The sequence below is a fragment of the Streptococcus sp. SS-4456 genome (assembly GCF_036680365.1).
Classification (GTDB): Bacteria; Bacillota; Bacilli; order Lactobacillales; family Streptococcaceae; genus Streptococcus.
On the sequence record NZ_JAVIHI010000013.1, the window covers coordinates 1 to 22,186 of the forward strand.

15 protein-coding genes, 3 tRNA genes and 1 pseudogene are annotated in these 22,186 nt (G+C 41.7%); 16 read left to right on the forward strand and 3 right to left on the reverse strand.

From position 1 onward, the window contains the following. Positions 1-149 precede the first annotated feature (149 nt). Both rexB and addA read left to right on the forward strand, forming a co-directional pair. A complete protein-coding gene (gene rexB / locus RFK25_RS05295; RefSeq protein ID WP_332412055.1) occupies positions 150-3,419 on the forward strand; it encodes an ATP-dependent nuclease subunit B in 3,270 nt (1,089 codons plus the stop codon). Beyond that, on the forward strand, positions 3,419-7,213 hold the full coding sequence (gene addA / locus RFK25_RS05300; RefSeq protein ID WP_332412057.1) for a helicase-exonuclease AddAB subunit AddA: 3,795 nt from the start codon (positions 3,419-3,421) through the stop codon (positions 7,211-7,213). Before rexB ends, addA begins: the two co-directional genes overlap by 1 nt. Positions 7,214-7,223: 10 nt before the next feature. On the opposite strand, the gene plsY is transcribed toward addA, so the two are convergent. After that, positions 7,224-7,868 (reverse strand): glycerol-3-phosphate 1-O-acyltransferase PlsY, encoded by a 645-nt coding sequence (plsY, locus tag RFK25_RS05305; protein WP_332412059.1) that lies wholly within the window; start codon positions 7,866-7,868, stop codon positions 7,224-7,226. A 142-nt stretch (positions 7,869-8,010) separates the two neighbouring features. On the opposite strand from plsY, the gene parE reads away from it, so the two are divergent. The 14 genes and pseudogenes from parE to RFK25_RS05375 all read left to right on the forward strand — a co-directional run bounded on the left by parE (position 8,011) and on the right by RFK25_RS05375 (position 21,121). Next, entirely contained in the window at positions 8,011-9,960 is a 1,950-nt protein-coding gene (parE, locus tag RFK25_RS05310) for a DNA topoisomerase IV subunit B (RefSeq protein ID WP_332412060.1), read from the forward strand. A gap of 23 nt (positions 9,961-9,983) precedes the next feature. Continuing rightward, positions 9,984-10,589 (forward strand): protein adenylyltransferase Fic, encoded by a 606-nt coding sequence (gene fic, locus RFK25_RS05315; RefSeq protein ID WP_332412061.1) that lies wholly within the window; start codon positions 9,984-9,986, stop codon positions 10,587-10,589. A 32-nt stretch (positions 10,590-10,621) separates the two neighbouring features. After that, complete coding sequence (locus tag RFK25_RS05320) at positions 10,622-11,125, forward strand: YkvA family protein (RefSeq protein ID WP_332412062.1); 504 nt, start codon at positions 10,622-10,624, stop codon at positions 11,123-11,125. Between the two features lie 27 nt (positions 11,126-11,152). Continuing rightward, positions 11,153-11,332: pseudogene (locus RFK25_RS05325) on the forward strand (GTP pyrophosphokinase); the annotation flags it as partial. 23 nt (positions 11,333-11,355) lie between these two features. Then, positions 11,356-12,621, forward strand: a complete 1,266-nt coding sequence (locus RFK25_RS05330; protein ID WP_332412063.1) for a GIY-YIG nuclease family protein — start codon at positions 11,356-11,358, stop codon at positions 12,619-12,621. Between the two features lie 165 nt (positions 12,622-12,786). Then, positions 12,787-15,240 carry a DNA topoisomerase IV subunit A gene (parC, locus tag RFK25_RS05335; protein ID WP_332412065.1) on the forward strand — a complete coding sequence of 818 codons (2,454 nt, stop codon included), beginning with the start codon at positions 12,787-12,789 and terminating at the stop codon, positions 15,238-15,240. Between the two features lie 266 nt (positions 15,241-15,506). After that, positions 15,507-16,823 carry a hypothetical protein gene (locus RFK25_RS05340; protein WP_332412067.1) on the forward strand — a complete coding sequence of 439 codons (1,317 nt, stop codon included), beginning with the start codon at positions 15,507-15,509 and terminating at the stop codon, positions 16,821-16,823. Positions 16,824-16,936: 113 nt separating this feature from the next. Continuing rightward, positions 16,937-17,959, forward strand: a complete 1,023-nt coding sequence (locus RFK25_RS05345) for a branched-chain amino acid aminotransferase (RefSeq protein WP_332412068.1) — start codon at positions 16,937-16,939, stop codon at positions 17,957-17,959. A 65-nt stretch (positions 17,960-18,024) separates the two neighbouring features. Further along, positions 18,025-18,258, forward strand: coding sequence for a DUF2969 domain-containing protein (locus RFK25_RS05350; RefSeq protein WP_099806657.1), 234 nt, complete (start codon positions 18,025-18,027; stop codon positions 18,256-18,258). A 51-nt stretch (positions 18,259-18,309) separates the two neighbouring features. Beyond that, positions 18,310-18,390 (forward strand) — tRNA-Tyr (locus RFK25_RS05355). A gap of 135 nt (positions 18,391-18,525) precedes the next feature. Next, a tRNA-Gln gene (locus RFK25_RS05360) sits at positions 18,526-18,597 on the forward strand. A gap of 123 nt (positions 18,598-18,720) precedes the next feature. After that, a complete protein-coding gene (gene rpsA, locus RFK25_RS05365; protein WP_099832371.1) occupies positions 18,721-19,926 on the forward strand; it encodes a 30S ribosomal protein S1 in 1,206 nt (401 codons plus the stop codon). Between the two features lie 37 nt (positions 19,927-19,963). After that, positions 19,964-20,035, forward strand: a tRNA-Arg gene (locus tag RFK25_RS05370). Positions 20,036-20,092: 57 nt separating this feature from the next. Continuing rightward, positions 20,093-21,121 carry a threonine aldolase family protein gene (locus tag RFK25_RS05375; RefSeq protein WP_332412072.1) on the forward strand — a complete coding sequence of 343 codons (1,029 nt, stop codon included), beginning with the start codon at positions 20,093-20,095 and terminating at the stop codon, positions 21,119-21,121. Between the two features lie 342 nt (positions 21,122-21,463). On the opposite strand, the gene RFK25_RS05380 is transcribed toward RFK25_RS05375, so the two are convergent. Continuing rightward, on the reverse strand, positions 21,464-21,682 hold the full coding sequence (locus tag RFK25_RS05380) for a hypothetical protein (RefSeq protein WP_332412073.1): 219 nt from the start codon (positions 21,680-21,682) through the stop codon (positions 21,464-21,466). Positions 21,683-21,741: 59 nt separating this feature from the next. Next, positions 21,742-22,155: a DUF6556 family protein gene (locus tag RFK25_RS05385; RefSeq protein ID WP_332412074.1), complete on the reverse strand. Its 414-nt coding sequence runs from the start codon at positions 22,153-22,155 to the stop codon at positions 21,742-21,744. Between the last annotated feature and the right edge of the window lie 31 nt (positions 22,156-22,186).

The following is a 22,186-nucleotide window of genomic DNA, read 5'->3' on the forward strand; positions in this document are numbered from 1 at the left end:
CGAAGTTCAGCGAACGTCTTTAGACGTCGCTGGAGAGAAACGGCTTACAGCCGGTGTACAAGCCACCCGTTTTCACGGGTGGTTATGACTTATTATCCTAAATTTTGCTATACTAGACATAGAATATTTTAAGAAAGCGTGGTGGCCGGATGAAATTAGTCTATACAGATATTCGGAATCCTCTGACACAGTACCTGACAGAGCAGGCGGCGACATTTGCTAAACAGGGAAAGCGTGTTTTTTATATTGCTCCTAACTCCCTATCATTTGAAATGGAACGCAAGGTTTTGGAATACTTGCCAGAGCAAGCTACTTTTGACATTATCGTGACACGTTTCGGTCAATTAGGACGCTATTTGTTGATTGATAAGGTAGAGAAAGGGCTGTCGCTTGATGATGTAGGCTTGGCCATGGTTTTTTTCCGTGTCTTATCACAGTTTAAAGATGGTGATTTGAAAGTCTACGGGCGTTTAAAGACAGATTTTGGTTTTATCAATCAACTAGTAGCATTATATAAAGAGTTGCAAGGGGCCAATATGTCTGTTTTAGACTTGGAAGCCATGGATTCTCCTGACAAACAGGCTGATTTGACCAAGATAATTCTGGCATTAACTGATGTTTTGGTCAAAGAAGGCTTTGAGCACCGGTCCAAGTTAGCACAGCTGATTAGTATGATTGAAACAGGTCAGTTAGATCAGCAGTTAAAAGAAATGGTCCTTGTTATAGATGGCTTTTCTCGTTTCTCAGCAGAAGAGGAGGCCTTGGTAAGCGCCTTAAATGAACGGGTATCGGAGATTTTGATAGGTGTTTATGCTAGTAAAAAGGCTGTAAAGGCTGCTTATATTGAAGGAAATGTTTACCAGGCCAACGTTGATTTTTTGCGTCAGTTATCTGCCCGCTTTAGCAGCAAAATTGACTACATTGGTCAGGAGCCTGTTTTGGATAGTCTAGGTAAAATTTCCAAGAATATGGAATGTCATTACGATTATAGTGGTTCTCAGATCGCCCTAACGGAGGCAGATCAAAGCAAGATTGAGATTTGGAAAGCTATCAATCAAAAAGCTGAAGTGGAGCAGGTTGCAATCGCCATTCGTCATCTACTTAGCAAGGGTGTTCGTTACAAGGATATTCTTTTGTTGGTTGGCGATGTTGATAGCTATCATTTACAAATTGGCAAGGTCTTTGATAGATTTGACATCCCCTACTATTTGGGTAAGGCAGAAGAGATGAGTCACCATCCCCTCGTGCATTTTGTTGAGTCACTTCAGCGCTTGCGTCGCAACCGTTTCAGACCAGAGGACCTGCTCAACCTTCTCAAATCAGGCTTGTACGCCAGTATTTCTACAAAGGAACTGGATCTTTTTGAATCTTATGTGCAATTTGCAGATATGAAGGGCCAGGCTGCTTTTTCACGGTCCTTTTCGGTCAATAGCAGAGCAGACTATGATGAGGAGGTAATTAAGGAGAAGGGCCTTATCTATGATTTGAATGTCTTAGAACCTCTGCGGGCCAAGATTATGGAGCCTTTGCTGACCTTGTTTAAGGCTGGTCCGCAAAAGGCTAGTAGTCTACTAGAGAAATTTATGGTCTTTTTAGAGGCTGTTCAGCTAACTCAAAATATGGAAGTGCTCACTAAAGAGCTAAGTGAAGCAGAGCAAGATAAGGCGGAACAAGTCTGGAATAGCTTTATCCATACTCTTCATTCTCTTCGTCAGATTTTTGGTCATGAAAAAATGAAGTTGGATGATTTTCTGGCTATTTTACAGGCTGGAATGCAGGCCAGTCAGTATAGGACTGTTCCAGCAACAGTCGATGTGGTCAATGTAAAATCCTATGATTTGATAATGCCTCATACTGCCAAGTACGTTTTTGCTATCGGTATGGGACAGGCTAATTTCCCAAAAGTTGCTAAGAATACCAGTCTGTTGACCGAAGAAGAGATGGCCAAGGTCAATCTGGTATCAGCTAGCTCCTCTCGTTTTGACTTGGTCAGTCGTGATAATATTAAGAAAAACCACGCTACCATGATGTCCTTACTAAATGCGGCTACGGCACACTTGGTTTTTTCTGCACCTCAGATATACAATGAAGGTGAAGAGCCTCAATCCCCTTATATAGGCCTTCTCGTCGAGCTGATGAAGTTTCAAGTGATACCGCATGGTCGAACACTCAGTCCAAATCCTCAAGATGTCGGTTACTATAAAGGCTTGCTCTCTCAGCTAAAAGAGCCAGCCCTTTCAAGCCTTGAACAAGATTGGAAAGGTCAATCAGCTTTTTGGACTACTCTGGTATCCGAGCTAAAAGAAAAATTTGCAGCAAAAGATCTTTCTATTCCTGAAATCAAGGATGATATCAGTCCAGTCGCCTTAAGTGAAGATACTCGAGCAGTTTTATATCCAGCAGATAAGCCTTTAAAACTATCGGCCTCTAGTTTGACCAATTTTTACAATAACCAGTATCTCTACTTTATTCGCAACATCCTACGCTTGCGGGAGCAGGAAACCATTCATCCGACAGTGACCCAGCATGGACTATTTCTGCATCGTGTCATGGAACGCTTTGCTATGGACAAATCTAGTGATAGTTTTGAGCAGAAGTTGGATAAGGCTATTTCTGAGACTCACAATGAAGCGGAGTTTAAGATGTTTTATAGTCAGGATGCAGAAGCGGAGTTCACGGGGCAAGTTTTAGATACGATTGCTCGCTCTACAGCGACTGTTCTAAGGGATAATGATTTGGTTGCTATTGATGGTCAGGAAAAGAGTTTCCGTGAGGAACAAGCTATTAAAATCCTAGATACTCAGGGCAATCGGCCAATTCATATCCATGGTACCATTGACCGCTTGGATACTTTATTGATAAATAGTGCTGTAGGTATCGTAGATTACAAGTCCAGTGATCAGACCTTCTCATTGGCTGATTTTTACAATGGTTTGAAACCCCAATTGGTCACTTATTTGGAAGCTGTGCGCCATCTGAAAGAAACAAAAGACAAGGCTGCTTTTGGAGCTATGTATCTACATTTACAAAATCCTCTTATCCGATTAAAGGATACGAAGAATATGGAAGACCTAGAGCAGCTTGCCAACACCAGTTTTGTCTACAAGGGTCTATTTATTAAAGGGGAAAGTCAAGGTCTTTCATCCCTTTATAAGACAGAGAAGCAGACCTATGAGAAAGAGGAATGTGATATTCTACTGGAGCATAATCGACATCTCTATCAGAAGGCTGCTGAGGAAATTCTCAATGGTCGCTTTGCTATTAACCCTTATACAAAAGATGGACGTTCGGTTGCTGGTGAGCAACTGAAGGCCATTACTGGTTTTGAGGCCGATCGACATATGGGAATGGCTCGTCGTTTGGTCAAGGAAACAAAACGAGAGAATTGGCTAAAGAGAATGAAAGGAGAAGAGGACTAATGGCTTTTGAACCATTTTTAAATGCAGAAGAAATTCGTGCTATTCAGTTGGAGGAGGCTGCTTCTGCAAAGAAGCCCAAGCGGACACCTGAGCAGATTGAAGCCATTTATAGTCATAGTCAGAACATACTTGTTTCAGCATCAGCTGGTTCTGGTAAGACCTTTGTCATGGTGGAGAGGATACTGGACAAGCTACAACGTGGTGTGGGGATTGAAGAGCTTTTTATCTCTACTTTTACAGTTAAGGCAGCAGGTCAGCTAAAGGATCGGATTGAGGAAAATCTTAATAAAACCATTGCTGCGACTAGCGATATGGACTTGAGGCGGCACCTATCAGCTCAGTTGGCTGATTTGACCAAGGCTGATATCGGGACCATGGACTCTTTCACGCAGAAATTAGTCACGACCTATGGCTATAGTCTGGGTATTTCGCCTCAGTTTCGTATCCTACAAGATGAGGTTGAAAAATCTAGTTTCAAAAAAGAAATTTTTAGTCAGATTTTTGCAACCTATTTAGAAAATGACAAATCAGGGGACTTTCGTAAGCTGGTCGGCAATTTTTCAGGTAGTCGGAAAGACAATAGCGGTTTTCGTGCAGTCGTCAATCAGATTTATGATTTTAGCCAATCAACTAGCAATCCGACCCAATGGCTAAAAGAAAAGGCTGTTCAGTCAGAACTTTATAGCCAGGAAAAAATTGACCAGATGCTTGAGCAAGACTATAAGCAAACTGTTTTGGACCAGCTTTATGATGCTGCGGATTTTTTCCATTACCATGTGGAGTGGGGGAAAAAAGATTTTGGCTCTGCTCCATATTTTGCTAATGTTGAAGAGGTTGTGGGTCTTTTGACAGATTTAGATGGCTTGGGTCTAAAGGACTTGACGGAACGGGTTGAAAAAATTCTTCTCATCAATAGCCAGTCCAATGGCAGGGGGTTGACAAATGCTAAGCGTCCTAAGGATGAGCATTTACTAGCTTTTAAGGAAGAATATAATGCTGGTAAAAAACAAATTATTGAAGGCTTGCGGGAGTTAGGGCAGGAAGTCTATGAATTGAACTTGCTTAAAGACTACCAGCTTCAAGCTCTGCCTTTGTTGGAGCTTCTGCGTGATTTTGTTTTGGATTTTTCACAAGCCTATTTGGAGTTGAAAATCAGGGAAGCTGCCTTTGAATTTTCGGATATTGGGCATTTTGCCATTCGGATTTTAGAGGAAAACGAGGACATTCGCCAGTATTTCCAAGACAAGTACCATGAGGTAATGGTGGACGAGTACCAAGACAATAACCACAGTCAAGAGCGAATGTTGGATTTGTTGTCTAATGGGCACAATCGATTCATGGTAGGGGATATCAAACAATCAATCTATCGCTTCCGTCAGGCTGATCCGATGATTTTCCAAGAGAAATTTGAACTTTATCAGTCTAATCCAGAGGCAGGAAAATTGATATTACTCAAGGAGAATTTCCGTAGCAGTATCGAGGTTGTAGAAGCTACTAATGCGATTTTTACTCGCCTTATGGATAAACAGGTGGGTGAAATTAACTATGATGGCAGCCACCGCCTAGTCTTTGGTAATAGTGAAAAACCTACATATAAGCCAGAAAATCAGATGGAGTACTGGCTCTATAGTCAGAAGGAAGATAAGTCTGATACAGAGGATAGGGAAGAGGAGGTGGCCATATCAGCTGGCGAAGTTGAAATAGTGGCTAAGGAAATCTTACGTCTGCATAAGGAGAAGAACGTAAAATTTGAAGACATTTCGCTATTAGTCCAAAAACGAACCCACAATCATCTGATTACAAGCATTTTTGACCGGTATGGTATTCCCTTAGTGGCTGATGGTGGGTTAACATCCTATCTGAAATCCTTGGAAGTCATGGTCATGCTAGATACCTTGCGGGTAATTAACAATCCGCTCAATGATTATGCCCTAGTAGCCCTTCTCAAATCTCCTATGTTTCGATTTGATGAGGATGAATTGACCCGCATTTCCCTACAGGCTAATACAGGATTTTTCTATCAAAAGATGGAAGAAGCAAAACAAATAGAAGGTATCAAAGATGATGCGGACCAAGAGAATTGTGCTAGGAAAAGCTTGATTACAAAAGGTTTGCAAACTAAGATTAGTCATTTCTTGTCAGTATTGGATAGCTGGCGTTCTTTTGCCAAGCTACATTCTATCCATGATTTGATTTGGAAGATTTTCAATGAAAAATTCTACTACGACTATGTAGCTACTCTACCAAATGCCAGCAAGCGACAGGCTAATCTTTATGCCCTTGGTTTGCGTGCTCATCAATTTGAAAAGACTGGTTACAAGGGATTATCTCGCTTTATTGCCATGATTGATCGTGCCTTAGCCAACGACAAAGACTTGGCAGATGTTCAAGAATTTGTTCCGGAAAACGCAGTGCAACTCATGACTATTCATAAGTCAAAGGGGTTGGAGTTCAAGTATGTATTTCTTATGAATATTGATAAGAAATTTAACTTAGAGGACCATTACCAGTCTGTTATTATCAGTCGAAAAAATGGGCTTGGGGTTCAGTATCTGGCAGACATGAAAAATCGGGTAAGGAGTTCATTACCCCAGGTGCGCGTGCTGATGAATACTCTTCCCTATCGTCGTAACTTGCAAGAGCTGAAAATTGCCAATCTATCTGAACAAATGCGCTTGCTCTATGTAGCCCTGACCCGAGCTGAGATAAAACTCTACTTGGTTGGAAAAGGGTCTGAGGAAAAACTAGCAGATCGGTACGACGGCAAACAAGAAAATGGTGTCTTGGCTAAATCAACAAGAGAAAATATGGTCAGCTTTCAAGATTGGATACTAGCCATTGACGCTGCCTTTGCTGGTCAAGACCTTCACTTCAAGAAAAGATTTGTGACGGATGAGGACATGGAAGAAGACAGTGAACAGGGGGGAGGCCACCAAGAACAGACAGAGCAAGAAACTGTGGAAGCAAGTGCGAAAGAAGCAACTGAAACCGTAGAGGTTACTGTGTCTGAACAGTTACCACTAGAGCAAGCTGACCAAACTGATCAAGCCAAAGAGGTGAAGTCAGATCGAATAGAAAAAATCCAGTTAAAAGACATTGAGATTGGTTTGAAATTATTGTCTTCTGTCCAAGAACTGAATGCCAGCTATAAGGCTGCTATAGAATTACCAAGTTTACGGACTCCAAGTCAGATCAAGAAACTCTATGAGCCTATTTTGGAACAAGAAGGCATGGAAGTTATGGAAAAATACCAGCCAAAACGGACCTTCAATTTGCCAGATTTCTCCAAGAAACCAAAAATTACTGGAGCCAAAGTCGGTTCAGCAGTCCATGAACTCATGCAACGCTTGGACTTGTCTTGGTTGCTGACAGAAGATACGGTAAGAGCAGCCCTAGAAGCTGTTCATGCTGAGCAAGCGATTAAAGACAAAATCAATATTCAGATGATTTTAGATTTCTTTGATACAGACTTAGGAAGAGAAATTCTAGCCAATACGGACAAACTCCACCGAGAAGCTCCATTTGCCAGTCTGCAGACGGATCCTGTATCACAGGAACAATTTGTCCTTCGTGGGATTATTGATGGCTACCTACTATATGATGACCATATTGTTCTCTTTGATTACAAGACCGACAAGTATGACCAAGCTAGCCAACTTAGCCAACGTTACCAGACTCAAATGCAACTCTATGCGGAGGCATTGAAAAAAGCCTACAAGATAGATCGTGTAGACTGCCATTTAATTTTGCTAGGCGGAGAGAGAATAGAAGTAGTTCAAGTTGATGTAAACTAAAAGCGAGTGATTAAACTCGCTTTTTCTGTTTGGTTAGATTGAGGCCGAATGGAACTAAATTTTCTTCTTTTTTCAAAATCCGTTGGATATTTTCCTTGTGTCGAACGATGACAAAGAGCCCCAAAAAGATGATGATAATGGTAAAGAGCCAGTCATAGCTTGGCAGGATGATTCCTATTGCTGGAAATAGCAGAGCTCCTAAGATGGCTAAGGCTGCTGCCAAGACACTTGAGAAGGAAACCATGGACGTCAAGTAGAGTGAACTGGCAAAGATTAGAACGAGATAGAGGCAGAAAGCAGGTGCGACACCCAACAACATGCCAGCAGATGTTGCAACCGCCTTACCGCCTTTGAATTCGGCAAAGATAGGGAAGGTATGCCCTAAGACAGCCATCAATCCAAAGACAATCGGAGAAATTCCTTGGGCATGAAAGATGATGGGAAGCAAGGCTGCCAAGGTTCCCTTGAGGAAATCAATCAGGAAGACCACGGTACCCGCTTTTTTGCCAAGAATACGGAAGGTATTGGTGGTTCCTGTATTGCCTGAACCATGTTCGCGGATATTGATTTTGAAAAAGGCCTGACCAATCCAAAGTCCTGACGGGATAGATCCCAATAAATATGCAATAAATAGTAAAATAAGATTGACTAACATGTTTTCATTATAGCATATTTTCATCTCATTTAGTCCAAAATCTTATTTTGTGAGTTGTCTCAGCCGATAGGCGACAGAAAAATTTTGCAAAAATGTCCAAAAACTTGTAATATAGTAAGGATGACAAGTATGGAGGTCAGTTTTGGCTAAGAAAGAGATTAACATAAATAACTATAATGACGATGCCATTCAGGTACTGGAAGGGCTAGATGCCGTTCGCAAACGCCCTGGTATGTACATCGGCTCCACAGACGGAAATGGCTTGCACCACATGGTCTGGGAGATTGTCGATAACGCTGTCGATGAGGCCCTGTCAGGATTTGGTGATCGGATTGACGTGACCCTTAACAAGGACGGTAGTCTGTCCGTTTCCGACCGTGGACGCGGGATGCCTGTCGGTATGCATGCAACAGGTAAGCCAACCGTTGAAGTCATTTTTACCGTTCTCCATGCAGGTGGGAAGTTCGGTCAAGGGGGGTACAAGACCTCTGGTGGTCTCCACGGGGTTGGTTCTTCAGTGGTCAATGCCCTGTCCAGCTGGTTGGAAGTTGAGATTACCCGTGACGGTGCTGTTTATAAGCAACGATTTGAGCAGGGTGGAAAGCCAGTCACGACCTTAGAGAAGATTGGCACCGCTCCAAAATCAAAAACAGGTACAAAGGTGACCTTTATGCCTGACGATACCATCTTCTCAACGACAGACTTCAAGTTCAATACCATTGCCGAACGCCTGAAAGAATCAGCCTTCTTGCTCAAACAAGTTACCATGACCTTGACAGATGAGCGGACAGGCGAGCAGGAGGAGTACCACTACGAAAATGGCGTTCAGGACTTTGTTTCCTACCTCAACGAAGACAAGGAAACCCTGACACCAGTCCTCTATTTTGAAGGAGAAGATGCTGGTTTCCAAGTTCAAGTTGCTATGCAGTACAATGACGGTTATTCAGACAACATCCTGTCCTTCGTTAACAACGTTCGGACTAAGGACGGCGGTACCCACGAAACAGGTCTCAAACTAGCCATTACCAAGGCTATGAACGACTACGCCCGCAAGACCAACTTGCTCAAGGAAAAGGACAAGAACTTGGAAGGTTCTGACTACCGTGAAGGTTTGTCCGCGGTCCTCTCTATCCTTGTGCCAGAAGAGCATTTGCAGTTTGAAGGGCAAACCAAGGACAAGCTGGGAAGCCCGCTTGCTCGTCCTGTGGTGGATGGCATTGTATCGGACAAGCTGACCTTCTTCCTTTTGGAAAATGGCGAGCTAGCATCTAATCTAGTTCGTAAAGCCATTAAGGCGCGTGACGCCCGCGAGGCTGCGCGTAAGGCGCGTGACGAATCCCGAAATGGTAAGAAAAACAAGAAGGACAAGGGGCTTCTGTCAGGTAAGTTAACCCCAGCCCAGTCCAAAAATCCAGCCAAAAACGAACTCTATCTGGTCGAGGGAGATTCGGCCGGAGGCTCTGCCAAACAGGGTCGTGACCGCAAGTTCCAAGCCATTCTACCTTTGCGTGGTAAGGTTATCAATACCGCCAAGGCAAAAATGGCGGACATCCTCAAAAACGAAGAAATCAACACCATGATTTACACCATCGGTGCAGGTGTGGGGTCGGATTTCACTATCGAAGATGTCAACTATGACAAGATTATTATCATGACCGATGCGGATACGGACGGTGCCCACATTCAGACTCTCTTGCTGACTTTCTTCTATCGCTATATGCGACCGCTAGTAGAAGCAGGTCGGGTTTACATTGCCCTTCCGCCCCTCTACAAGATGTCCAAAGGCAAGGGCAAGACTGAAAAGATAGCTTATGCTTGGTCTGATGGGGAATTAGAAGATCTCCGTAAGGATTTTGGCAAGGGCTTTATCCTCCAACGCTACAAGGGTCTTGGTGAAATGAATGCCGATCAGCTCTGGGAAACAACCATGAACCCTGAAACCCGTACCCTTATACGTGTTACCATTGAAGACCTAGCCCGTGCTGAACGCCGCGTATCCGTCCTCATGGGCGACAAGGTCGAGCCACGCCGCAAGTGGATTGAGGATAATGTGAAGTTTACCTTGGAGGAAGCGACAGCTTTCACCAAATAATCTCAGAGAAATTGAGGTGCAGTATGGTTTTAGAAAATAAATTGGGGATAAGTGATTCTTTAGAGTTGGCAAAAACGGAAGGAAAAGTCAGTAAAGAGAAGGCTAAACGGCTTTTTGAGGAAAAATTGCTAGCCGATAAACAAGCTGGTACTTTTGAAACACTTGCTTTTATTCACCGTTTTCTATTCGAAGCTATCTATGATTTTACAGGTAAGGTAAGAGATGTCAATATCGCCAAAGGTGGCTTTCGTTTTGCTCCCCTCATGTATCTCCACACGTCCTTAGCAACAATTGAAAACATGCCCCAGCGTACATTTGAACAAATCATCGAAAAATATGTAGAGATGAATGAGGCTCATCCCTTTCGTGAGGGAAACGGTCGTAGCATGAGGCTATGGTTAGACCATTTGTTAAAGGATGAATTAGGACAGGTTATTGACTGGTCTCTCGTGGATAAAGAAGATTATCTTTTGGCGATGGAGCGTAGTCCAATTCGTGATATTGAAATCAAATATATCTTAAAAAATGCCTTGACTGATGAGGTTGATAGTAGGGAACTCTACATGAAAGGCATCGACCATTCCTATTACTATGAGGGTTATAACCTTTATCGTACTGAGGATTTGTAAATCTAGCACAAGCAAACTATGTGAGGTGTTTTATGCCACTAAGAGTAAAATTAACTGACCGTTTTCAAAAACAGCTGACTGAATGGGCTCGAAAGCGCAAGCCATTTAAAAACAAACAGGAATTAGAAGAAAATTTTGACCAGGCGCTTGAAACTTGGAAATCGTCCAAGACTAGAGAACGGGCAGAGGCCTTGTTGTCTGATCAAGGGAAATTGGAACATTTTCTGCAAGATATCGAGAAGAAATTGGCGCGACTACCTTTTGGAGGGGACAAGTTTTCGGCCATTCCAGGAATGATTTCCATGGTTAGAAGCTATGTTAACCGAGAATATACAACCTTACCAAAAGGAGCTATTTTGGCTACAATTGGTGCCTTAATCTACTTTTTCAGCCCACTGGATGCTCTGCCTGATTTCCTATTCGGACCAGGTTTGCTGGATGATGCCTTTGTGCTCAATGCCTGCCTCAAATTAGTTAAGTCAGATGTGGATGATTTCAGAAACTGGCAGGCAAGTCAGCGGAAGGTGGAAGAGTAGCTCTGCTATGACAAAAGGAGAAAGAAGATGTTAGAGAAAGTTGAACGCTTAATAAGTGAAATTAACCGTATTCATCTGGAGTATTCAAAGGATTATTTTGAAACCGGAAAGGTTGAAAAAGTCAATCTCAAGTATACATTTGCCAAGGTGCCAACGCAACCTATTCTTCTTAATATTATGGAGAGTAAAATCAATTTCATTCAAAGGGTTTGTAATGAAAGGGGAAATGAATGGCAAAAAAATCTTACATCTACATACTAAACTGGACTGAAGTACATGGATGTATAAAAATTGGAAAAGCTAATAATATCTGGAATAGGTATCAGCAATTAAAAAAGGGATTTGGAGAAGCCGACTTAGAGAATTCATACTGGTTTGAGGAAAAAGAAACTGCTATTTTACAAATTGAAAAGTTACTTCACACTTTTACAAGAAAATACAAAGTTGATTTTCCTAAAAAGTTAGAAGGGTCTACCGAACTTTTTGAAATAAAAGCTCTGGATGAAGTTAGAGATTTATGTGATAGAATGGGCATTCAATTGCATAAGGGGATTTATGCTCCTAAAGACAAGGTGGTTGCCAAAAAGTCCAATATAAAAATCAAAAATGAAAAAATAATTAAAGAACAAATTGAGGTTAACAGACTTAAATTGAATAATCTAATTGAGTTTATCCACACTATCAACGAACACCCAGGAGATTGGGTTGTAAGAGATATAAAGTCTAGTTCTTCAAAGGGACATAGATTCATAGTAACAACTGTAATAAATGAGAATCCAAATTCGAATTATAAAATGACAATAGATGAATTTAGAGAACTTAACGGTATTAGTTTTAAATTTTATTTTAATGACAGCAGTTGGAGTCAATTTTTTTTAGTTTCGAAAGCTACATTTACTGAGGGAAAAAAACTGAAATCTTTTGAATTATCTAGTAGCAAGATTGATGAAATTGAGAAATTGATTGAGGGTGACGAAGATTTATCGTTGCATATCAAACAATACTATTTTGATTTGTTCTCACAGCTTATTTCGGAGTTACGATTACTGCTCTCTAAAAAAGAAGAAAGTACATTTGATGTCGAGCAATGGCTTAATCCAAAATATGAATGGAATTCAGATGAACTTGCAGATACTGACAAATTTGGTGTATTCAATTTGTTGAAATATCCAGGCTTTACAACAATAAATTTGAAACTTGAAGTTTCAAAAATTTCAAAGATTATCTCGAACGGGTATTCTTGGACAATATTTCCAAACACTACTACTAAAACAATCGAATTGTTTCAGATGAAACCTCCGACAAAAGAAGTTTTACACACAATAAATAATTTTCAAGATGGAATTTATATTTCTGATGAAGAGAACTATTTTAAATTTTGCCGATTCTTGAGAGATTTATTTGAAATAGAAAAATTTGGTAATGAATACTTATATATTCCTAAAAACAAGGAACCACAGCAGTTGTCTCTAGATAATATTGAAGGTCTATTCTGATATAGTTGATTGAAATCGTATAGAATGGCTTTATAATTTCAGTGCCAGCCACAGGCGATTATCAAAAAAGTAAAAAAATTTTTTCGACAAGAAACAAAGAAAGGAATGTTCAGCTAGTCTGTCTAACTGAACACGGGACCGAATCGTCCCTTTGTATCTTAATTTATGTCTAACATTCAAAACATGTCCCTTGAGGACATCATGGGAGAGCGTTTTGGTCGCTACTCCAAATACATTATTCAGGAGCGGGCTCTACCAGACATTCGGGATGGTCTGAAACCTGTTCAGCGCCGTATCCTCTACTCTATGAATAAGGACGGCAACACCTTTGACAAGGGCTACCGTAAGTCCGCCAAGTCAGTCGGAAATATCATGGGGAATTTCCACCCGCACGGTGATTCCTCTATTTATGATGCCATGGTCCGCATGAGTCAGGACTGGAAGAACCGTGAGATTTTGGTGGAGATGCACGGAAACAACGGTTCCATGGACGGCGATCCGCCTGCGGCTATGCGTTACACCGAGGCTCGCCTGTCGGAAATGGCTGGTTATCTGCTGGCTGACATCGAGAAAAAGACCGTGCCATTTGCCTGGAACTTTGACGATACGGAAAAAGAACCCACTGTGCTACCAGCTGCCTTCCCTAATCTCTTGGTCAATGGAGCGACAGGAATTTCAGCTGGGTACGCGACTGACATCCCGCCGCATAATCTGGCGGAGGTCATTGATGCCGTTGTCTACATGATTGATCATCCGACAGCTAAGTTAGAAAAGCTAATGGAGTTCTTGCCTGGACCAGACTTCCCAACAGGTGCCATTATCCAAGGGGCTGACGAAATCAAGAAGGCCTATGAAACTGGTAAGGGCCGTGTCGTTGTTCGTAGCCGTTGTGAAATTGAACAACTCAAGGCAGGTAAGAAACAGATTGTCATTACTGAGATTCCTTACGAGGTCAACAAGGCTGTTTTGGTCAAGAAGATTGATGATGTCCGTGTCAATAACAAGGTGCCTGGTATTGCCGAGGTGCGTGATGAGTCAGACCGTACTGGTCTTCGGATTGCCATTGAGCTGAAAAAAGACAGCGATGAGCAGACCATTCTCAACTACCTTTACAAATACACCGACCTGCAAATCAATTATAACTTCAACATGGTGGCGATTGATAACTTCACACCGCGTCAGGTTGGCTTGCAGAAGATTTTGTCTAGCTACATTGCCCACCGTCGTGAGATTATCATTGCCCGGTCTAAGTTTGACAAGGAAAAGGCAGAAAAACGCCTCCATATCGTAGAAGGTTTGATTCGTGTCATTTCCATCTTGGACGAGGTTATTGCCCTTATCCGTGCTTCTGAAAACAAGGCGGATGCTAAGGAAAACTTGAAAATCAGCTATGATTTCAGCGAGGAACAGGCAGAAGCAATCGTAACCTTGCAACTCTACCGCTTGACCAATACCGACATTGTGACCTTGGAGAATGAAGAAGCAGCTCTACGCGAGCAGATTCAGACCTTGGCAGCCATTATCGGCGATGAGCGGACCATGTTCAATCTCATGAAGAAGGAACTGCGTGAGGTCAAGAAGCAATTTGGCAATCCTCGTTTGAGTGAGTTACAAGATCAGGCAGAAACGATTGAAATCGACACCGCCAGCTTGATTGTCGAAGAAGAAACTTTTGTCAGCGTGACCAAGGCAGGCTATATCAAGCGGACTAGTCCGCGTTCTTTCAATGCCTCAACGCTTGAAGAAATGGGCAAGCGGGACGATGACCAGCTGATTTTCTTGCAGAATACCAAGACAACCCAGCACCTCTTGCTCTTTACCAATCTTGGAAATGTCATCTACCGACCTGTACATGAGTTGACAGATATTCGTTGGAAGGACATTGGAGAACACCTGAGCCAGACTCTCATGAACTTTGACACCAATGAGGAAATTATCTTTGCTGAATTAGTGGAGAATTTTGATGAGGGAACTTATTTCGCGGTGACCAAATACGGTCAAATCAAGCGTGTGGAGCGGAAGGAGTTTACTCCTTGGCGGACTTACAAGTCCAAGTCAACCAAGTATGCCAAACTTAAAGATGCGAATGATGTGGTCATTACCGTATCACCTGTGGTCTTGGACGACATTATGCTCATGACAGAAAAGGGCTACGCTCTGCGATTTAACATCGAAGAAGTGCCAATCATCGGTGCCAAGGCGGCCGGTGTCAAGGCGGTCAACCTCAAGGACGAGGATGTGGTGGCTGCGGCCTTTATCAGCAACACCAGCTCCGTCTATCTCCTGACCCAGCGTGGTAGCCTCAAGCGGATGGCGACGGAGGAAATCCCTGTGACCAGCCGTGCCAAGCGTGGTTTGCAGGTTCTTCGTGAACTCAAGGCTAAGCCTCACCGTGTCTTTGCGGCAGGTCCAGCCTTGACGGACCAGGGTGATTTTGACCTCTTTAGCACGGCAAACGAAGATGAAACGACAAGTCAAATCCTTCACGTGCAGTCCAAAACAGGCAAACTCTATGAGGTTGATGTGACCCAGCTTAGCCTGTCTGAACGCACTAGCAATGGTAGCTTCATTTCGGATACCATTTCCGATGAAGAAGTCTTCAGAGCCTGGATTGATTAGGTATTTAGAATGAAAAAGAAATTCCTTATTTTGTTCACTATCTTAGTACTGATAGTCCTTGCCATGAAAGTCTTTCCTACCTTTGAGGACTGGCTTCACCAGCTGACTGGTTGGTACTAACAAATGAAGAAATCAACCCGCTCAGGCGGGTTTTTCTATTACATAAATTATTTGAGCATTTTCTGTAAAATGATATAATTAGAATATATCGTTGAGTTATCATCGTTTGATTTATATAATTTTTAAAATTTTATAGAGGTGAGAATATGAAAAGATTTGTTCCGTTATTGATTTTGCTACTAATCTGTCTTTCAGCTTGTCAAACCAAAAAGGAAGATAATATAGATGATACAGCTGTTACTACTTCATATATTGACAACTCGGACGAACTATATGAAAAATGGCAGAAGAATTTCAGATATGCATTTGTGGCATCGGATACCTCCACTTTGATGACGGCGGGTTTTTCTTTAAGGGTTAATCAAGAGGTTGAACTCTATCGTTCAGGCAGTGAATTGTTGGCTTGGAATCAAGGAAAAACTGTGCGCGGAACCTATAGGTTGAAATACTATGATAAAAAAGAAAGTGTTGAAACGTATTTGATTTTGGATGCGAAAACGGCTACAGATACGGAACCGGAGAGGATAAAAGTTTTACCAGACTTAATTGTGCAAATTGATGTTTCTGAAGCAGAATTGCAAAAAGCAGAGCCTAACCGTGAAGGAGATGAGAAAGTTACTTTTTATGCCTATCAGACAAGCGACGGAATTTTTGTACTGACAAATGGTAAGACTGGTGAGGATTTGCAAGTTTTCATAGCCTCCAATGAGGTTGCGAAAACATCAACTTCAGTTTTTCCAGAGATTGTGCTTGGGACGTGGTATGGATATGACTTATATAATAATATTGCAATTTATAGTCGTACCTTTCATTCTTCAGGCTTAGTTGAGGAACAGTTGCCAAGCGGAAAACTGGAAGCTTCAACAGTAAGTAATTTGATAGAAGTGGGTGAAAACTTATATAGATATGAATTAAAATCACAAGATAGTAGCGGTGTTTTTCAGGGCAATATTGGCGGAGTCGGTATCAAGTATGAATATGGTGTCTATATAAATTCAGATGGAAGCTATATAGAGCCAGTATTATTTTCAACTGAAGAAGGAGAAGAATTTGACTACCCAAATGATATTGTTCCTTCAGAACAATCAATGCGCATGTATAGAGATTTGGAGACATTGCGACTCAAGGAGGGAGAACATCTTAAAACTGATGGTGATTTTCTGAATACCGATACTAAAAATTTAACGAGTGAAGAGGTAGAAGATTGGGTTTGGCGTAATTTTAGTATTGGCATGGGAACTCCTGATTATCACTTCTATATCGAACAAGGTTGGAATGTAAGGAGTTACAAAAATCAAGATGATGGTTTAGTTTATGCTGATATTATAGATGAGAAGGGGCAGATTGTATGGTCGTTTCGAGTTGATGAGGAAGGATATCTTCAGACAAATAAAGGATTTGGATCCGGAATGGATATAGATTGGACTACTGTTGCTAGAAAATTTACTGATAGTGGTAGATGAGGAGAATGATAGGCTGGATTGGATTACTTGTTATATTCCAAAATATTCTGAATTTTTCTTGAAAATCACTTTCAAAAGTAGTAAAATAATATAAAATGAATTTGGAGAAACTTATGACAGTGAATATCGACTGGGAAAACCTTGGTTTTGCCTACATGAAATTGCCTTACCGCTTCATCGCTCACTTCAAGAACGGCCAGTGGTCTGAGGGACAGCTGACCGAAGATGCGGAACTTCACATTTCAGAAAGCTCACCAGCCCTCCACTACGGCCAACAGGCATTTGAAGGACTAAAAGCCTATCGTACCAAGGAGGGAAAACTCCAGCTCTTTCGTCCAGACCAAAACGCTGAGCGCCTACAACGAACAGCTGACCGCTTGCTCATGGAGCCTGTTCCGACGGAGCTCTTCATCAAGGCCTGCAAAGAAGTGGTCAAAGCCAATGCGGACTACGTTCCTCCTTATGGAACTGGTGGCACGCTCTATCTCCGCCCGCTACTCATCGGCGTCGGCGACATCATCGGCGTAAAACCAGCGGAAGAGTACATTTTCACCGTTTTTGCCATGCCAGTTGGTAACTATTTCAAAGGCGGTTTGGCTCCAACCAACTTCCTCATCCAAGACAAGTACGATCGTGCAGCACCAAATGGAACAGGGGCAGCCAAGGTCGGCGGTAACTACGCGGCGTCGCTCTTACCGGGTCAATATGCCAAGAAGCAAGGCTTCTCAGACGTGATTTACCTGGACCCAGCTACCCACACCAAGATTGAAGAAGTGGGCTCAGCAAACTTTTTTGGGATTACAGCCAATAACGAGTTTGTTACACCAATTTCACCGTCAATCTTGCCGTCTATTACCAAGTATTCTCTCTTGTATCTAGCAGAGCATCGTCTGGGGATGAAGGCAGTGGAGCGAGAAGTCCTTGTCGAAGAATTAGACCAGTTTGTCGAAGCAGGTGCTTGCGGAACGGCTGCAGTCATCTCGCCAATTGGTGGTGTTCAAATTGCAGACAAACTCCATGTTTTCCATAGCGAAACAGAAGTAGGACCTGTCACTCGTAAATTGTATGAAGAATTAACAGGCATCCAGTTTGGTGACATAGAAGCACCAGATGGATGGATTGTAGTGTTGGAATAAAATAGAAGGCTTGCACTTGCAAGCTCTTCTATTTTTTTGTAGAATAGTAAAAGTGAGGTTTGAAAATGAGTAAAAAAGATAAAAAAATTGAAATTCAAATTGAAGATAGTAAAGTCTTGGTTAATAAGGAAGAGTTTGCTGGTTACCGCTTAGTAATTGGTAAAAAAGTTATCGGTGAAATTGCAGAATTGGCAGAAAATAATTTTGCTGTTGTCAAAAATGGCAATACCGAAAGCTTTTATAAAAAACTAGAAAAAGCAGTCGGAAATATCATAGAAAATTATAATTTAAGTCACTAAAAGGCTTGTAATAGTCACTATTTTATGTTAGAATAGTGACTGTTGGTGTATGGAAAGATAGCGAAGAGGCTAAACGCGGCGGACTGTAAATCCGCTCCTTCGGGTTCGGGGGTTCGAATCCCTCTCTTTCCATGTCTAAGATACTAAGGCATCAAACGCACAGTAAAGATAGGAAGTTGACAGCAATTCCTGATTTGCTAGGAAACTTATCTTTTTTACTTAGAGTTTAGCCTGTGTCTTTTCAGAATATTATCTTAGAAAATGTTTTGGGGTATCGCCAAGCGGTAAGGCAAGGGACTTTGACTCCCTCATGCGTTGGTTCGAATCCAGCTACCCCAGTCAAGGTACTAGATTAAGTCTAGTTCGTCAAAGATGTCTATTTGTTGTTGTCCTTGCGTGTGCCTTAAATAAAATATATTTTATGTTGGGTCGAGAGACCTGATTGTCGGAGGTTTTTTTATAATGAACGAATTTGAAGATTTGTTGAACAGTGTAAGCGAAGTTACACCTGGTGATGTGGTAACTGCAGAAGTATTGACAGTTGATGCTGGTCAAGCAAACGTAGCTATCTCAGGTACTGGTGTTGAAGGCGTATTGACTCTTCGTGAGTTGACAAACGACCGTGATGCTGATATCAACGACCTTGTTAAAGTTGGTGAAACACTTGAATTGCTTGTACTTCGCCAAGTTGTTGGTAAAGATACAGACACTGTTACTTATCTTGTATCTAAAAAACGTTTGGAAGCGCGTAAAGCATGGGACAAGCTTGTTGGTCGTGAAGAAGAAGTTGTTACAGTTAAAGTAACTCGTGCCGTTAAAGGTGGTCTTGCAGTTGAATTTGAAGGTCTTCGTGGTTTCATCCCAGCTTCAATGATCGACAGCCGTTTCACTCGTAACACTGAGCGTTTCGTAGGTCAAGAATTTGATGCTAAAATCAAAGAAGTTGATCCTGCTGAGAACCGTTTCATCTTGTCACGTCGTGAAGTTGTAGAAGCAGAAGCTGCAGCAGCACGTGCAGAAGTATTTGGTAAATTGTCAGTTGGTGAAGTTGTAACTGGTAAAGTTGCACGTATCACAAGCTTCGGTGCTTTCATCGACCTTGGTGGTGTAGATGGATTGGTACACTTGACTGAATTGTCACATGAGCGTAACGTATCTCCTAAATCAGCTGTAACAGTTGGTGAAGAAGTTGAAGTTAAAGTTCTTGCAATTGACGAAGTTGAAGGTCGCGTATCATTGTCATTGAAAGCTACACAGCCTGGTCCTTGGGATGGCGTTGAGCAAAAATTGGCAGCTGGCGATGTAATCGAAGGTAAAGTTAAACGTTTGACTGACTTTGGTGCTTTCGTTGAAGTATTGCCAGGTATCGATGGTTTGGTACACATCTCACAAATTTCACACAAACGTGTTGAAAATCCAAAAGATGCTTTGTCAGTAGGTCAAGAAGTTACTGTTAAAGTTCTTGAAGTAAACGCTGCTGATGAGCGTGTATCACTTTCTATCAAAGCTTTGGAAGAGCGTCCAGCTGCTGCTGAAGGCGAAGAAAAAGCAGAGAAACGTGCTCCACGTCCACGTCGTCAAAAACGTGAAGAAAAACGTGATTACGAATTGCCAGAAACTCAATCTGGATTCTCAATGGCTGACCTTTTCGGTGACATTGAATTGTAATTCATATAAAAACTTGCCTAGTGCAAGTTTTTCCTTTCCACCCTTAGTGTAATGGATATCACGTAAGATTCCGGTTCTTGAGATGGGGGTTCGATTCCCTCAGGGTGGATTAAAATATAAAAGCCTGTACATTCAGGCTTTTTTCATATCATTTATGGAGAAAATCATGTTACATTTTGAAAATGATTATAACAAAGGTGCCCACCCTGCCTTGCTTGAAGCCTTAGTTGCAAGCAACCAAGAAGGTTTATCTGGATATGGCACTGATAAATATACTGAATCTGCTATCGAAAAAATCAGACTTGCTACGGACTGTCCTAATGCACAAGTTACGTTTTTAGCAGGTGGTACGCAGACCAATCAGATTGCCATCAATTCCATGCTGGCTTCTTATGAGGGTGTGATTGCTGCGGATACTGGGCATATTTCTACACATGAGGCTGGTGCTATTGAATTTTCTGGACACAAGGTTTTGACACTGCCGCATCATGAAGGGAAAATAACTGCAAGTGAGGTTGATAACTTCATCAAAGATTTCTATGCTGATGCTAACCATGCTCATATGGTTCATCCAGGAATGGTTTATATTTCCCACCCGACTGAATATGGTACGCTTTATAGCAAAACAGAGCTAGAAGACTTGTCCAAAGTTTGCCAACAGCACAATATTCCTCTCTTTTTAGACGGTGCTCGCTTGGGTTATGGGCTTGCTGCACGCGATACTGATCTTGATTTGCAGACCATAGCAGAGCTGACAGATATTTTCTACATTGGCGGGACAAAACTTGGTGCCTTGTTGGGAGAAGCTCTTGTATTTACAAAGAATAATCAGCCAAAGAATTTTGTATCTATTGTCAAACATCACGGTGCCTTGTTAGCTAAGGGACGATTGATTGGTGTCCAGTTTGATCGATTGTTCACTGATGACTTGTATCTTGAATTGGGACGTCATGCTATCGCAATGGCAGAGCAACTCACACAGATTTTGGAAGATAAAGGATTTCAATTCTACCTCAAATCACCAACCAATCAGCAATTCGTTATTGTTAAGAATGAAGAATTGACTAGATTGACAGAAGCTGGAATTGCCTATGGATTCTGGGAAAAATATGACGGTAGCCACAGTATCATCCGCTTTGCGACTAGCTGGTCAACTAGTCAAGAAGATATTGATGAATTGAGAAATAGATTATAGCAAGCAAAAAAAGAGGCTGGGACAAGAGTCCTAGCCTCACTAGTTTTTTCTAAATAGTTAAACTTGACGCATTGGTTGAGTGGGCTATCATTCGCTGATGTTATCAGCTTTTATAGTCCTACTCAACTGTGCGGAGCTGGGCTAACGGCTCATCGAACCCTTCGGGTTACCGATTTTTGTCCCACTCTCTTTTCATCTGTAAATAATGATAACGATAAATGGTATAGCCTTCAATAAGGCGGTAGCATATTCCACCCAAAATAGCTTTGATGATAAAGACAAGGTGTTTTGATAGGGGTGCCTGGACAGTCAATCCAAAAAGTATTCCTAAGATTACCCAAACTAGTACTGCCCACCAAAGCTCTTTAAACGGAGTATATTGTCCATGTCTTTCTTGACTTCATTAGATACTCTAACTGCACAGCTAGATAAGATAACTATGGGAAGAAGAGAATTGGTGTTAAACGGTTCTGGTAAAAATGATGCTAGCAAGAAGATTTCAATGAATGAAAATAACAATAACCAAACTAAAATAGGTATTCTAAGAATAAAATATTTCATACCGCACCTCCTAGATTTAGTATATCAAACCAAGAGCAGTTGTGCAAATATTTATCTGGTTATTCTTGGGAAGAACTTGTGGATGCTTCAGTAGAATTTTCTGTACTACTCGTTATTTCTGCTGTACTAGTTTGGATTTCTTGACTAGACGAAGTTTCTGTGATGCTAGAAGAACTGCTCTTCTCAGTAGTAGAACTACTGTATTCTTCATTTGGAGATGTTGTTTCAGAGTTTAGGATTGTCACACTTTTGTTTTCTCCTATTTGATTGATTGAAGAAGACTGGCCTCGGTTGGTTGAAGATACTGTGGTCACTGAGCTGCTGGGAGTAGTAGTGGCTGCATTAGAAGGTACTGAGAAAGTATAAATGGTAATACATGCAGTAATAATACCTAGAATCGAACCTATTAAGGTCAAAAACTTTTGTAGTTTTGTTAAGGCAGAACCATGTTCTTTTCTATTTGTTGATTTCATGTGCTATCCTCCAAGTTCATCATAAAAAACC

Bases quoted from the DNA above. Each gene is read 5' to 3' on its own strand.
- addA (WP_332412057.1), top strand. From the start codon at position 3,419: ATGGCTTTTGAACCATTTTTAAATGCAGAAGAAATTCGTGCTATTCAG.
- RFK25_RS05385 (WP_332412074.1), bottom strand. From the start codon at position 22,155: ATGAAATCAACAAATAGAAAAGAACATGGTTCTGCCTTAACAAAACTA.
- fic (WP_332412061.1), top strand. From the start codon at position 9,984: ATGGTTTTAGAAAATAAATTGGGGATAAGTGATTCTTTAGAGTTGGCA.
- parC (WP_332412065.1), top strand. From the start codon at position 12,787: ATGTCTAACATTCAAAACATGTCCCTTGAGGACATCATGGGAGAGCGT.
- RFK25_RS05350 (WP_099806657.1), top strand. From the start codon at position 18,025: ATGAGTAAAAAAGATAAAAAAATTGAAATTCAAATTGAAGATAGTAAA.
- RFK25_RS05320 (WP_332412062.1), top strand. From the start codon at position 10,622: ATGCCACTAAGAGTAAAATTAACTGACCGTTTTCAAAAACAGCTGACT.
- RFK25_RS05345 (WP_332412068.1), top strand. From the start codon at position 16,937: ATGACAGTGAATATCGACTGGGAAAACCTTGGTTTTGCCTACATGAAA.
- RFK25_RS05340 (WP_332412067.1), top strand. From the start codon at position 15,507: ATGAAAAGATTTGTTCCGTTATTGATTTTGCTACTAATCTGTCTTTCA.
- RFK25_RS05330 (WP_332412063.1), top strand. From the start codon at position 11,356: ATGGCAAAAAAATCTTACATCTACATACTAAACTGGACTGAAGTACAT.
- RFK25_RS05375 (WP_332412072.1), top strand. From the start codon at position 20,093: ATGTTACATTTTGAAAATGATTATAACAAAGGTGCCCACCCTGCCTTG.
- rpsA (WP_099832371.1), top strand. From the start codon at position 18,721: ATGAACGAATTTGAAGATTTGTTGAACAGTGTAAGCGAAGTTACACCT.
- RFK25_RS05380 (WP_332412073.1), bottom strand. From the start codon at position 21,682: ATGAAATATTTTATTCTTAGAATACCTATTTTAGTTTGGTTATTGTTA.
- rexB (WP_332412055.1), top strand. From the start codon at position 150: ATGAAATTAGTCTATACAGATATTCGGAATCCTCTGACACAGTACCTG.
- plsY (WP_332412059.1), bottom strand. From the start codon at position 7,868: ATGTTAGTCAATCTTATTTTACTATTTATTGCATATTTATTGGGATCT.